Genomic DNA, 12,145 nt, shown 5'->3' with positions numbered 1-12,145 from the left:
AATGGCCTGCGTCCCATGCGGGAAATAGTAGACCGGGTTTCTCAAGCTCTCCGCCGAAGTGCGGTATCCCTCCTCCACCGGTGCCCGATCCTTCCTTGCCTCGCGGGCTAGGATCTCGTTATGGGCCCAATGGAGGATTTGTTCGAGGGGCCGGCCACCGGATTGCCCGCACCGATCTCACGCGGCGCAGCACTTTATGAGGAGGTGACCGGCCGCGAAGCCCCGGTCAGGCACGTCGCAGGCTACTCCGCGTTCCTCGGGTTCTGCGCCGGCCACGACGTGAGGGCGGAAGAGTTGGCCGACGACCCGGCCCGGCTCGTGTGGTTCCTGCACGCAATCTCTGCCGAGATTGAGAGCGGAACTGCTGTCAGCGCCGCGGCAGCTGTTTTCACCGGAAACACCATTGCGCGGCTGAGACCGGATGCGGAGTGGATCTCCTACGACGCAGGGTCTCCCCTGGTTGGAAACCGGCAGACGAAGTTCGACGTAGGTCGCCTGCTTCAGGCCCTGCGCACCGCGGACGGGGACTCAGTCCGGGGCCTTGTCGCCAAACTCTCGGACTGGGCCAGGGAAACGGAGGACCCGCCTGCCGTCCGGCCCGCACCGGTCCCGCCGGGCGCAGGCCAACCCCCTTATATCCGGCCGACCCTGCCGAGGACGACGTACTACTCACCGGAAGGTATACCCATCCCCTACGGCAGGCAGTGGGGTGCGGACGGTCCTGACCCGGATTCGTACAGCGTTGACAGCCATCCCGAGCGGTTCGCCGGGCTTCACGCCGTCGCCGTGGCACTCATTGATCACCTGTCCGCCGTCTACGACGTGGAGGTCGATAACGATCCTCGTCATGCCACAGAGTTGCTCACGGACGCCGGGGAGGTGCTGCGGGCTGTCCGGGTCACTCCACGGCGCTCCGGAGCAGCGCCGCTGACGTTTGTGCTGACCGGCTACCCGGGCGTCCGGATCCACGCCGGCCTGCTGCATGATTTTCCGTTTCCGGTCTGCGGCTGCGATGCGTGTGACGAAACCGCGGAGACAGTGGCTGACCGGATGGAGATGCTGGTGCTGGCGGTCGCGGCAGGAGGTTACAGCGAACGCTATCCCGTGGGCCGCCGCAGGTGGAGCGAGTACGCACTGACCGCCGTCGACGGTTCCGGGTCGGAAAGCGGGAGCGGTGAACCGGGCCCTGTGGATGCCGCACGGCTCCAGGAAGCGGAGATCGGGCTACGGGAGGTGGCGGGCGGATGGAGCCCATGGCCACTCAGGTCCTGACTATGAGCGGGCGGCCAAAGCCTACTCCCGGATCCCGCGCTGCAATTCGACATCGCGGAACTGGGGAGCCTCCCTTACGCCGGCAGGCAGCTGGGCGGAATCTTGGCCTGCTATTCCACTTCACCGTGACCGCCCAAATGACACGCGAAACCGGCCCGCTTGAACGGTCACCTCAGGCAGTCATCCTTGCCCGGCGGCCTCACACGCGGCCGGCTTACGGCAGGGAAAACCGGCCGCGGGCAAAGCGGGCGAAGCCGGCGTGAAAGTCACGGACAATGACGGTTCCGGTGCCGAGGAGGTGGGCCTTCTCGCGAAGTTGCGCCACGAGGTCCTCGCCTGGGCGGCCGAAGATCTCGATCGTCTTCATCTTGATAGGCGGCGCAACTGGCGGGAATTTAGGCCCCGCCACCTTCATGTGGAACTCTCATGAGGCCAGATCAGGATGAAAGTGGAGGACGCTCATGGTGGAGCCGTCCTCTGAGAAACTGACGCTGCAGGAGATGATCCGAGGCTCATGCTGTTCAACGAACGCGGCTAGTTCTGCCACGGCTGTTTTAAGTTCCTCAAGCTTGCCGGAGCGGACCTCCGAAGTATCAAGGTAAGCGACGAAATCATCCATGTCATCTCACCTGGTGAAGGCCCGGGCTGAATGCCTGGACCAGGTTCGCTACACACAATTTTCCTCCTGATCCGCCTGGAAGCGCGGCGGATTCATGGCCTTGAACCTGCGGCCATATGTGCCGGCCGGGACCTCCCGCGTTCACGGTGGAATCCCAGCGGAAGATGGCAACATGGGGACATGACTCCTGCTCACGGCTTGTCCGGCTTCTATCGGCGTCCCCGACCCATCAAACCCAAGGCCGGTCAGGAATCGGTGTGGGACTACCCGCGGCCGCCAAAGGTCGAGCCGCGATCGGAACGGGTGATCGTGCGGCTTGGCGGCCAGGTGATTGCCGACACCACCGATGCAGTGCGCGTGCTGGAGACGAGTCATCCCCCGGTGTACTACCTGCCATTGGATGCCTTCCCCGCCGGTGTACTCGTCCCGGTCGAGGGCACCAGCTTCTGCGAGTTCAAGGGCGAAGCCCACTACTTCGACGTCGTTGCCGGCGGAGTCGTCGTTCCCCGCGGCGGATGGACCTACCCGGAACCCACCCGGGGTTTTGAAGCGCTCAGCACCCGGGTGGCCCTCTACCCGGGTCGCATGGATTCCTGCGAGGTCAACGGCGAGCAAGTGACCTTCCAGGAAGGTAGCTTCTACGGTGGTTGGATCACCTCGCAGATCGTTGGCCCGTTCAAGGGTGGTCCGGGCACAGCCGGGTGGTGAGCACGTCCGTCTTGCGCGCCGGCAAGACGTGCCCCGGACATCGCGCCTGGCTATTCCATTAGTGGTTCGCGTTCAGGCCCCACGTTCCCTGGGGGCACGGACCGGTCTTTGCGCGCGTCTTTGCGCGCGCGAAGGACGAGCAATAGGGCCAGTCCTCCCGCGGTGACGGCGCCGAATCCGATGATGCTTGCCGAGATGCCGAAGGTTTCCGCCCCTACTCCCAGGAGAGCCGACCCGAACGGGGTGGTGCCGGCCATCAGCAACACAAACAGGCTCATGACCCTGCCGCGTAATCGGTCCGGCGCCAGTCCTTGGAGACGGGTGTTGACGGTCGTCGTAAACACCGTACCGCTGAGCCCTGCCAGTGCCATCAGCCCCAGGCTCACCGGGTACACCTGGGAGAGGCCAAGAAGAACCAATATCAGCGCAAGGGCTGCGCCCGAGGCGATGACCCGGCGATCATTGCTGCCTCCCACTACCACCAGACCGATGCCTGCCACCAGGGATCCGGCACCGAACGCTGACATCAGCGCGCCGAAACCGACGGACTCCACGTTCAGCAGATCGCGGGCCAGCAGCGGCGCTGCGACCGGCCAGTTATAACCGAATGTGCCCACCACGGCCAGTGCTCCGAGAACGAAAAGGACGGCGGGGGTGTGTACAACATACTGCATGCCCTCCCGCAGGGCGCCGTGCCGGACGGCCTTGCCCGGGGAGAGTCGTAGCTCGCCCGTGCGGAGGGCCAACAGGGCGCCCAGTGCGGCGGTAAAACTCGCAGCATTAATGAAGAAGACCGTTGCGGTCGAAAACTGGGCCACGGCCAATCCGCCAAGGGCGAAGCCGATCATCCGGCTGGAGTTGAACTGCACACTGTTCATAGCTACGGCATCGGGCACCAGCGCGGGGCCCACCATCTCGGGAACGAACGCCTGCTGTGCAGGATTATTGAACGCGTTGGACAATCCGAGGGCGAATGCCAAGACGGCCAGCTGCCAGATTTGCGGCGATCCGGTCAACGCCAAGAAGCCAAGCAGCAACGCCTGCACCGTGGCAAGAGCCTGGGCCGCCAGCATTATTGTCCGCTTCGGGAAGCGATCGGCCAGGACTCCCGCCGGGAGCACAAACATCAGCATCGGCAGGAACTGCAACGTGGTAATCATGCCCAGGACGGCCGCGGACCCGCTGATGTCCAGCACGAGCCAGGCCATCGCCACCATCTGCATCCACGTGCCCGTGCCGGAGATGAGTTGACCCGTCCAAAAGAGTGCGAAGTTCCGCACCCGCAGCGCGCGCAAGAGATCAACGGCCCGCCTCGGCTGCGGAGTGCCGGGCGCCATCCCGGCCATCGAGGGTTCAGGACTGTCACGCGACATAACAGAAACGCCCTTCCGCAGGGCACCTGGCCGGCAGCACCCCCTGTAATCGACGCATCGTATCTCGGGCCACCGGAGATCCCCAAGGGCCAAGAGCCCTTATTCCGGCGCCCTTTCTCCTCTTGCGCGGGGCCATTTTCCTGACCGGTTGACGGAAAACACACTTCTCACCCTGCTGCCGCTGTTCCGGGGTCGGTGATAGATCCGTGGCCCTTCGGCATCACGATCCCGGATTTCTGCGCGTACGCGTGCGGCAGCGTTTGAGGACAAAAAACCCGTCGTCGTGGAGAAACAGGGCTCGGCCTTTGCCGCCGTCTTGGAGGAGCCAGAGAAGGGATCCGTTCAAGGCCATCATGTCCACCGTCCCGGAGGCCACGATTTTTCCGTCCTTATGCAGTTCGATCTCGTCCTTTCGGGAAAGCCTGGTCCAGTTGGGTGTCGGTTCCAGTGGCGGAGTCATTGCCGGCGACGGGGATACGCGCGGACGCTTAGTCATGGGTAATCCTTGCGGTTGGCGGCTTTGGACATCTGTCTCGGCCCGGGTCATGCGGGTCCTCTTCTGTGGTCAGTGCAGTGGAGCGGCGCGCGTTGCGAATAGGCGATGATCCCGGTGATCATCATTCGCCGCCCCACTGCGGTCTGGCGCCGGCGGACTCCCTGTGTCAGCGCCGTTATTCTGGCTCCGGGCTTTCACTGGAGACCCTGGTCAATCCGGCGAGGTCGTACTTGCGGTATGAGGCTGCGTCGCTGTTCGGCTACATAATGCCGGTGGGTACCAGCAGGACCCAGGCCAGGGCCGGGGCCACCAGCACCACTCCGCCGGCATAGGCCATCAGCTGCCGGTAGACGCGCTGCCTGTCGTTGTCGCGGGCGTTGGCTACCACCAGGGCACCGTCGGTGGAGAAGGGAGAGACATCCACCACCGTGGCAGCGATGGCCAGCGCCGCGACCGTTCCGGAGGCGCTCAGCGAACTGGTGGCCAGCAGCGGACCGGCCAGCGGAATGAATGCGGTCAGCAAAGCCGTGGAGGAGGCAAAGGCTGAGCCGACGCCGATGACGTAGCAGAGGACCAGGGCCACCAGCAGCGGTGCGCCCAGGGCCAGGGCCTGCTCGGCGAGGGTATCAATGACGCCCACGTGCTGGAGCAGTGAGACATAGGTGATCATGCCGGCAACCAGCAGGACGGTGGACCAGGAGACGCCGCCAATGAACGTCTGGTGTTCCTTGATGTTGACCAGCGCCAGCAGGAGTCCGGCGGAGAGGGCCACAAAGCCGATCGGCATGTGGAAGCCCAGGGTGCATACGAGCATCACCGCGATCAGGGTCAGCGTGAGGATCTGCTGGCCGCGGGGACGGCTGGTGCGGGTGGTGTCGACGTCGGCGTGCTGGCCGCCTTCACCGTCGCGCAACCGGCCGATGAGGGCGAACAGGACGATGGTGAGGACGGAGAGAATGAGGTTAAGGGCGAAGCTGGCAGTGAAGAGCGCGCCCTGGGAGATGGGAAATCCGTTCTTCAGGGCGATGTCGTGCACCAGCACGCCGGCCACGGACAGCGGGGAAAAGCCGCCGGCGTGGGCTCCGTTGATGATGAACGCGCCCATCAGCACGGGATGGATCCGGGACTCGTAGGCGAAGCCGATGGCCGCCGGTGCCAGCAGCGCGACCGCGGCCGGTGAAAAGGTGCCCAGCGAGGTCAGCGCGGCTGCGATCAGGAAGAACACCCAAGGCAGCAGCATCGTCTTGCCCCTGACGAGGCGCACGCAGTTCTGGACGATGATGTCGATGGTCCCGTTCCGCTGGGCCATGCTGAAGAAATACGTCACGCCGATGATCGTCAGGACGATGCTGGCGGGGAACTCCTCGAGGATCTGCTTATCCGACATTCCAAGCATGAAGTAACCGACGCCGAACGAGGCCACCAGCCCCATCACGCCGATGTTCAGAGGCCATTTGGTGGCGACGATGAACATGATGACGAGGATAACGAGCGGGATGATCTGGACAGCGGTCATGGAGTGCTCCGGTTCCGGGGTGGCCGAAGAGTTGAAGATATCACCACCCAGCACGATGGCAATTAATGCCAGGATCGCGAACCCGGCGGCCGCCGCCACCAGTAGGATACGGCGGCGACGGGTTGGACGCCGGGCGCCATTGCCCCCGGTCTCGCCCGCAACGACAGCGGTGCGGTGCTCAGTCTTGGTCATAATGGTCTCCTTTAGCGGGTGGCTCCGGCGAGGGCCGCAGCGACGGCGCTGCCGGGAACCTCGGGGAGATGGATGATGGTTGAGGCGATGGTGCGGGCCGTGCGGTCGACGCCTACGAGGAGGCTCCCGTTGTGTTCCTCGCTCCACGTCTCGATCACCCCGGCAGGGGTGCGGAGCCGGAGCGTGGCTGCCACCGTCCCGCCCGTGATGGTGTGCAGCACGGTGCCGGGGGTGCGGGCGGCCAGGGTCAGGGCAATGCTGCCGGTGATGGCCAGCGCCGGGTGGGGCTTGCCCATGGAGAGCATCATGACGTTGGCGTCGGCGTCGGGGTCGGCCGGGCCAGGCGCGGCCACGATGGCGAGCTTGGGGATGGCCCGGGCCGCCTCGGCTGCAGTGGGGACCAGCCCCATCCGCACCGCCGCCTGCCGCCGGATCTGCTCCAGGGTATCCAGCTGCAGTTCCACAGCGGCGCTCCAGTTGCCGTAACTGGTCAGGTCCAGGCCCAGATCCTCGGCCCGGACCATCACCACTGGCGCTCCGGCGTCGACCAGCGACACGGTCCAACGGGTTCCGTCGGCCGTGATGGTGTCGGTGGCCGCTCCGGTGGGCAACAGCGCCCCGGTGGTCTTCCCGGCAGGGTCGTGGAAGCCGAGGCCCACCGCGTAGCCAGGGAACGGCACGCCGGGCATCTGCGCGTCCGGAACGCCGGCCAGCTTGCCTCCGGGGGTGGCCACACGCTGGACGATGATTTGGTTGGTGTTGGTGTTGCGGGTGACGATCCGGGTGACGTCGCCGTTGGGGAGCACCCACCCTTTCTCGATGGCGTACAGCCCCACCACCGCCGAGCCGTTCCCGCAATTGCTGCCCCAGTCCACGGCCGCCTCTTCGATGCCCACCTGGGCAAAGGTGTATTCAACATCGACGTCGTCGCTGACCGGCCGGTGCAGGATCACGGCTTTGCTGGTGGTGGCGGTGGCTCCGCCTACGCCATCGATCTGGCGGGGGTCCGGACTGCCGAACAGCCGCGGCAGCAGCACGTCAAGGCTGGCGCCGCCCTCTTGAAGATGCTCCGCTTCGAACACCCAGCACTTGCTGGTGCCTCCGCGCATCCATTGCGCTTCGATCTTCATGGGTTTCCCGCTTCTCCTCGTGCCTCAGATTTGGATGAGGACCTGAAAAGAGATTGAGCCAGATCACACTTTTAGACAATGTTGGATTTTCGAGGGGGGATGTAGAATCGCTTAACTCATAGTGGGGTGAAGGATTATTTCCCACCTTCTCAGCCTTCCTTGCAGGGAATAGAGTCCGATGACGGGGGCAGAGGCCACGTCCCAACAGGGAATGAATCAAATTCACAGAAGGGTGAAGCGTTGCTTAACGATGAAGGCCAGGAATTGTTCGACATAAGGCGGCTTGCTCTGCTGCTGGAGGTGGTGGAGCAGGGTTCCATTACGGCCGCGGCCGAGCTGATGATGTACACACCCTCGGCCGTCTCCCAGCAGTTGCGCAAGCTTGAACAAGAGGTGGGACAGCCTCTGCTCAACCGCCGCTCCCGCGGGGTAGTGCCCACCGAGGCCGGCCAAGTGCTGGCCGGTCACGCCCGAAAGATCGTCTGGCAGATGCACGCGGCCCGGTCCGACCTGGGCCAGATTGCCGGCCTCAACCGGGGATCCCTGACCGTGGGTACGTTTCCTACCCTGGCCGGCTCCTTCCTGCCCATCGTCATCCGAACCTTCAAGAAGCGCTACCCGGCCGTCAACCTGTCTTTGCGCAGCGCCCGCTTCGATGAACTCGTGGCCGATCTGCAGTCCGGGGTCACCGGGCTGTGCCTGCTCTGGGACTACCCCTGGAATGCGTTCCGGGACGATTCCATCCGGGTAACAGAGGTCTTCCGGGAGAGCACGGTGATCCTGGTGGCCCGCAGCCACCCGCTCGCCGACCGGGAGCAGATAAGCATGGAGGACCTGCGCAACGAGTCCTGGATCGTGCGCGCCGAGGCCCACCCCGTAGTCGAGGTGCTGCAGCGCTCCGCCCACGACGCCGGGTTCGAACCGGAGATTGCCTTCCTGGCCAACGACTACCAGGAGGCCCAGGCCATGGTCAGCGTGGGAATGGGCGTAGCCATGGTGCCAAAGACTGCAGTGGCACTTCAGCATCCGGACGTAAAGGTGCTGAGCCTGGGGTCCGCCGCACCGCTGCGGCGGGTACTGCTGGCCCAGCGGGAGGACAAGGTCTACGCTCCGGCGGAGGTTGCCTTTCACTCCACCCTGCTGGAGATCGCCCGCGAACGGGCCGGCGACTACCTCTAGCTGAGCCGGGTCATGTGAGAGCGACACTTACCTGAAGGTGCCTATTGCACTTCAAAGTGCGTCATCCAGCAACGGAATTGTTCCCGTTCGGGGACGGTTGGCCATGACGGAAGGCGCGCCGCTCGGGGTGCCAGGTAACCAAGGAGAAGTTCATGTCCATTGTCATTGCAGGTGCCACCGGCCAGCTGGGACGGCTCGTCGTCAAGGAACTTTTGAACCGCGGCGTCCCCGCCGCCCATATCGTTGCTGCGGGCAGGTCCGCCGGGCAGCTCGCCGAACTGGCAGGGCACGGTGTCCACACCGCGTCGGTGGACTACAACGATCCGGCCAGTGTTGAGTCGGCGCTGGCCGAAGGCGATACCCTGCTGTTGATTTCCGGCAACGACATCCAGAGCCGGGCGGCGCAGCATGAGAACGTCATCGATGCGGCCGCGCGGGCCAAGGTTGCCCGCATCCTGTACACCAGCGTGCTGGCGGCCGACACCACCCCGGTGATCCTGGCGCCGGACCACGTCAAAGCCGAGGCCTACATCCGCGCCAGCGGACTCCCCTACACCTTCCTGCGCAACGGGTGGTACACCGAGAACTACGCCGACGCCCTGCTCGCAGCGCGCGAGACCGGAACACTGCTCGGAAGCGCCGGAAAGGGCCGCGTGGCCAGCGCCACCCGCGCGGACTACGCCGCGGCCATCGCCGCCGTCCTGACCACAGCCGGACATGACAACAGCACCTACGAACTGTCCGGGGACTACGCCTGGACTTACGAGGAACTGGCGTCAGCCTTCTCCGCGGTCCTCGGGCGCACCGTCTCCTACCGCCCGGTGAGTGCAGCCGAGCACGTCAGCGCCTTGGAGGCTGCCGGCCTCGACCCGGCAACAGCCGGATTCCTCGCCGCGCTGGACGGCAACATCCGCGAGGACGCACTGGCCCTCACCACCGGCGACCTTGCACGGCTGGCCGGACGGCCCACTACTCCCCTGGTGGACGGCCTGCGCCCGCTCGCCGGCTGACCGGCTTCGGCAGCGCGGTTGGCCCGCCCCGGCGGATAATGGCTTCCACAGCCAACTGCCAGCACAGTCGGGAGGGCCGGGATGAACACGATTCCGCGCATCACAGTGGAGGCGCCGGTGCTCAGCGTCGGATCCGGCCCTTCGGACTACGAAGGACTGGGCCGCCACGTCCGGGCCCTGCGCAGGCAGCGGGGTCTGCACCTGACCCTGCTGCACGTCGGCGTACTGGACGACTTCGCCCGGGACGTCTCGGAATGGACCAAGGGCATCACAACCGTTGCAGCGGCTACCAGCGGCACGCTTGCCTGGCTGGATGGCCTGCCTGTGCTGGACGGCTTTTCCGGCACCGCCGCCCGGCTGATCCCGCTGGGCAGCGGCAACGTGTCGGGTCTTGCAATGGACGTCCCGGAGCAGGTCCACGAGTATCAGGCATCCCTGGTGCGGGCCCTGCACGAGCTGCTGGACATGCTGCTGGTGGACAACGTCGATGACTTCATCCTCAGCTCCCGTGCGCTCGGCTTCAGGTCCCCGCACTGGACACCGCACGTTGCCGTGGGCAGTCCGAAGACGCGCGGCAGCGGAGCCTGGGACATTGAACCGCTGGAGATTCAGTTTGGCCAATCACGCATCAGGAACCGTCACTTGTTTCCCGGCCCGGTGCAATAGTGTTCGTGAGAAGGTCCGTCGCCTCATAGGCGAGTTCAACCCGCTGAATTGGGAAACGCGTGCCGTCAGAACGACGGGACCGTAAACCCGAGGCCCAGCAGGCCGCGGCCCGCCTGCTCGAGGATCGGGTCCATCGCCAGGGTTGGATGGTTGAGGAGAACGTCCACGTCGCGCTGGACCTGCTGGAGCGGATTGGAAAGCCGGTGCGCGCTTCCGCCGGATCCGGCCATGATCAGACGCACGGCCTCGGCCGACGCGTTCCCGCTGAGGGCCAGCGCCAGCCGGAACCTGGCCCGTTCCTCGTCCGTCATTGTCATGGGCCGGCGCGTGGAGGAGGCGGTGACCACCCGGATGGCTTCCTCCCACTGGAGGCGCGCGGTGGCAATAAGCCCGTGCGCCTGGGAGAACCGTGCCTGCGCGAGGGGGGAATCCGCCTGGCGGTTCTCAGGAGTGTTCTTGATCCTGCGCACCAGGATCCGCTCGCGGAAAAGTTCGACGGCGTGCTCGGCGGCTCCCAGGGCGGCGGCGGGTGCCACCAGGTTCAGGAGGGTGGCCATGGGTGTGTGGATAATGGGGTCCTGGTGGATCAGGCTGCCCGGGTTGTCCGGGGCGCTGAGGGTGGCCCAGTCAATCGCCCGGTACTCCGGCACGAACAGTTCGTCTGCCCGGATGTCGTTGCTGCCGGTCCCCCTCAGTCCGGCGGTGTGCCACACGTCCAGCAGCTCGACGTCGGACACCGGCACCAGGCACTGCAGCCGGACTTCCCCGTCCTGCACGGCCAGGAGGGCCCACTCCGAGTGCATGACTCCCGAGGCGAAGGACCAGCGGCCCGAGATGGAGTACCCCCCGGGGACCTTGACAGCCGCCCCCACTGGGGCGCCGGTGGCAGCGGCCAAAGGAGCCGGTCCGCTGGCGAAGACCTCGTCCTGAACTTTCCGGGGCCACCGGGCGAGCATCCAGACGTGCTCGATGAGGTGCCCCACGGTCCACGCCGTGGAGGGGCACCCCCGGGCGAGCCGGCGAACAACCTCAACGTACGTCTCCACTCCAAGGCCGAGTCCCCCGACCGCCTTTGGGGAGAGCAACCGGAAGACACCCGCCTCCTTCAGGTCCGCCATCGTGGATTCCGGAAGGCGGCGGATCCGCTCGGTCTCCTCAGCGCGCTCCCGCAGGCGGGGAATAAGGGCGTCGACCCTGGCCAGTATCTCCTCGTGGCCGGGGACGGTCATGGGCGGAATGTTGAGGGTATGAGCGGTGTGGTCCCGCTTGGCGGCGAGGTAGCCGTGGTTGGCCGGTGAAAGGTGGACGCCCGTGGGTACTTGTTCCGCAACGTCGATGCCCATGCCGGTGAGCTGGGCGGCTTTGTCCGGGTTGTTGGTGAGCAGGCGGACGGTGGTTGCGCCGACGGCGCCAAGCATTTGGGCGGCAGCCGTGTAGTCGCGCTCGTCCTCGCCGTGGCCCAGGGCCAGATTCGCTTCGTAAGTGTCCAGTCCCGTGTCCTGCAGGGCGTAGGCGTCGAGCTTTGAGTACAGGCCGATGCCCCGGCCTTCCTGGCGGAGGTACAGGAGGAAGCCGCCGGCAGCTGAGATTTCTTCCACCGCTTCGCGCAGCTGCGGACCGCAGTCGCAGCGCTCGCTGCCGAACACGTCACCGGTCAGGCATTCGCTGTGCAGCCGGACCAGAGGCGCCGAATGTGCCGACGGCGGATCCAGGAGCGTCCACTCCCAGTCGCCCAGGGCGAGCAGCAGGTGTTCCTTGCCGTCGGCCAGCCCGTGGAACGTCAGCACCTCGGCGGTGGCCGTAAAGCCGTCAGGGAAGCGCAGCGGAACGGTGACCGTGCTGCGAACGGCAGCTGCGGGCAGTGCCGGAACAGGCGGCATGAGGGTCTCGGACACAAGGGTCATCTGGGGCCTCAGCATTCGGTAAGGGAAGTGGAAATTACTTGAAGATTGAAGTTAACCGTACCGCCGGTTAGTTAAGGATG

Annotated in this window: 12 protein-coding genes; 5 read left to right on the top strand and 7 right to left on the bottom strand. The window is 65.5% G+C overall.

Features of this window, described 5'->3' with window-relative positions; translation table 11 throughout:
* The first annotated feature begins 120 nt into the window (after positions 1-120).
* Entirely contained in the window at positions 121-1,272 is a 1,152-nt protein-coding gene (locus tag AC1MDG_RS10115; protein WP_479808871.1) for a DUF6226 family protein, read from the top strand.
* 214 nt (positions 1,273-1,486) lie between these two features.
* On the opposite strand, the gene AC1MDG_RS10110 is transcribed toward AC1MDG_RS10115, so the two are convergent.
* Both AC1MDG_RS10110 and AC1MDG_RS10105 read right to left on the bottom strand, forming a co-directional pair.
* Positions 1,487-1,639, bottom strand: coding sequence for a hypothetical protein (locus AC1MDG_RS10110; protein ID WP_479808869.1), 153 nt, complete (start codon positions 1,637-1,639; stop codon positions 1,487-1,489).
* A gap of 57 nt (positions 1,640-1,696) precedes the next feature.
* Positions 1,697-1,891 carry a hypothetical protein gene (locus tag AC1MDG_RS10105; protein WP_479808868.1) on the bottom strand — a complete coding sequence of 65 codons (195 nt, stop codon included), beginning with the start codon at positions 1,889-1,891 and terminating at the stop codon, positions 1,697-1,699.
* A 180-nt stretch (positions 1,892-2,071) separates the two neighbouring features.
* Between AC1MDG_RS10105 and AC1MDG_RS10100 the strand changes: the two genes are divergently transcribed.
* Positions 2,072-2,599: a DUF427 domain-containing protein gene (locus AC1MDG_RS10100; RefSeq protein ID WP_479808867.1), complete on the top strand. Its 528-nt coding sequence runs from the start codon at positions 2,072-2,074 to the stop codon at positions 2,597-2,599.
* Positions 2,600-2,649: 50 nt separating this feature from the next.
* Here the strand turns inward: AC1MDG_RS10100 and AC1MDG_RS10095 are convergent, their stop codons facing one another.
* The 4 genes from AC1MDG_RS10095 to AC1MDG_RS10080 all read right to left on the bottom strand — a co-directional run bounded on the left by AC1MDG_RS10095 (position 2,650) and on the right by AC1MDG_RS10080 (position 7,306).
* Positions 2,650-3,972 (bottom strand): MFS transporter, encoded by a 1,323-nt coding sequence (locus AC1MDG_RS10095; RefSeq protein ID WP_479808866.1) that lies wholly within the window; start codon positions 3,970-3,972, stop codon positions 2,650-2,652.
* Between the two features lie 220 nt (positions 3,973-4,192).
* The gene (locus tag AC1MDG_RS10090) at positions 4,193-4,468 is read right to left on the bottom strand and encodes a hypothetical protein (RefSeq protein WP_479808864.1); all 276 of its coding nucleotides are present in this window, start codon (positions 4,466-4,468) and stop codon (positions 4,193-4,195) included.
* Between the two features lie 259 nt (positions 4,469-4,727).
* A complete protein-coding gene (locus AC1MDG_RS10085; protein WP_479808862.1) occupies positions 4,728-6,176 on the bottom strand; it encodes an SLC13 family permease in 1,449 nt (482 codons plus the stop codon).
* Between the two features lie 11 nt (positions 6,177-6,187).
* Complete coding sequence (locus tag AC1MDG_RS10080) at positions 6,188-7,306, bottom strand: PrpF domain-containing protein (RefSeq protein WP_479808860.1); 1,119 nt, start codon at positions 7,304-7,306, stop codon at positions 6,188-6,190.
* A 240-nt stretch (positions 7,307-7,546) separates the two neighbouring features.
* On the opposite strand from AC1MDG_RS10080, the gene AC1MDG_RS10075 reads away from it, so the two are divergent.
* The 3 genes from AC1MDG_RS10075 to AC1MDG_RS10065 all read left to right on the top strand — a co-directional run bounded on the left by AC1MDG_RS10075 (position 7,547) and on the right by AC1MDG_RS10065 (position 10,161).
* Entirely contained in the window at positions 7,547-8,485 is a 939-nt protein-coding gene (locus AC1MDG_RS10075) for a LysR substrate-binding domain-containing protein (protein ID WP_479808858.1), read from the top strand.
* 152 nt (positions 8,486-8,637) lie between these two features.
* The gene (locus AC1MDG_RS10070; protein WP_479808856.1) at positions 8,638-9,495 is read left to right on the top strand and encodes an SDR family oxidoreductase; all 858 of its coding nucleotides are present in this window, start codon (positions 8,638-8,640) and stop codon (positions 9,493-9,495) included.
* 81 nt (positions 9,496-9,576) lie between these two features.
* Positions 9,577-10,161: a hypothetical protein gene (locus AC1MDG_RS10065; RefSeq protein ID WP_479808854.1), complete on the top strand. Its 585-nt coding sequence runs from the start codon at positions 9,577-9,579 to the stop codon at positions 10,159-10,161.
* A 65-nt stretch (positions 10,162-10,226) separates the two neighbouring features.
* Here the strand turns inward: AC1MDG_RS10065 and ribA are convergent, their stop codons facing one another.
* Positions 10,227-12,065 carry a GTP cyclohydrolase II RibA gene (gene ribA, locus AC1MDG_RS10060; protein WP_479808852.1) on the bottom strand — a complete coding sequence of 613 codons (1,839 nt, stop codon included), beginning with the start codon at positions 12,063-12,065 and terminating at the stop codon, positions 10,227-10,229.
* Between the last annotated feature and the right edge of the window lie 80 nt (positions 12,066-12,145).

This window comes from Arthrobacter sp. AIWTK1, from assembly GCF_056680535.1.
The sequence above is the reverse complement of the archived record's forward strand: the minus strand, read 5'-3'. Positions and strand labels throughout refer to the sequence as shown.

Excerpts from the sequence above, each read along its gene's own strand:
- AC1MDG_RS10100 (WP_479808867.1), top strand. The coding sequence starts at position 2,072 with ATGACTCCTGCTCACGGCTTGTCCGGCTTCTATCGGCGTCCCCGACCC.
- AC1MDG_RS10095 (WP_479808866.1), bottom strand. The coding sequence starts at position 3,972 with ATGTCGCGTGACAGTCCTGAACCCTCGATGGCCGGGATGGCGCCCGGC.
- AC1MDG_RS10105 (WP_479808868.1), bottom strand. The coding sequence starts at position 1,891 with ATGGATGATTTCGTCGCTTACCTTGATACTTCGGAGGTCCGCTCCGGC.
- AC1MDG_RS10080 (WP_479808860.1), bottom strand. The coding sequence starts at position 7,306 with ATGAAGATCGAAGCGCAATGGATGCGCGGAGGCACCAGCAAGTGCTGG.
- AC1MDG_RS10115 (WP_479808871.1), top strand. The coding sequence starts at position 121 with ATGGGCCCAATGGAGGATTTGTTCGAGGGGCCGGCCACCGGATTGCCC.
- ribA (WP_479808852.1), bottom strand. The coding sequence starts at position 12,065 with ATGACCCTTGTGTCCGAGACCCTCATGCCGCCTGTTCCGGCACTGCCC.
- AC1MDG_RS10090 (WP_479808864.1), bottom strand. The coding sequence starts at position 4,468 with ATGACTAAGCGTCCGCGCGTATCCCCGTCGCCGGCAATGACTCCGCCA.
- AC1MDG_RS10110 (WP_479808869.1), bottom strand. The coding sequence starts at position 1,639 with ATGAAGACGATCGAGATCTTCGGCCGCCCAGGCGAGGACCTCGTGGCG.
- AC1MDG_RS10085 (WP_479808862.1), bottom strand. The coding sequence starts at position 6,176 with ATGACCAAGACTGAGCACCGCACCGCTGTCGTTGCGGGCGAGACCGGG.
- AC1MDG_RS10065 (WP_479808854.1), top strand. The coding sequence starts at position 9,577 with ATGAACACGATTCCGCGCATCACAGTGGAGGCGCCGGTGCTCAGCGTC.
- AC1MDG_RS10070 (WP_479808856.1), top strand. The coding sequence starts at position 8,638 with ATGTCCATTGTCATTGCAGGTGCCACCGGCCAGCTGGGACGGCTCGTC.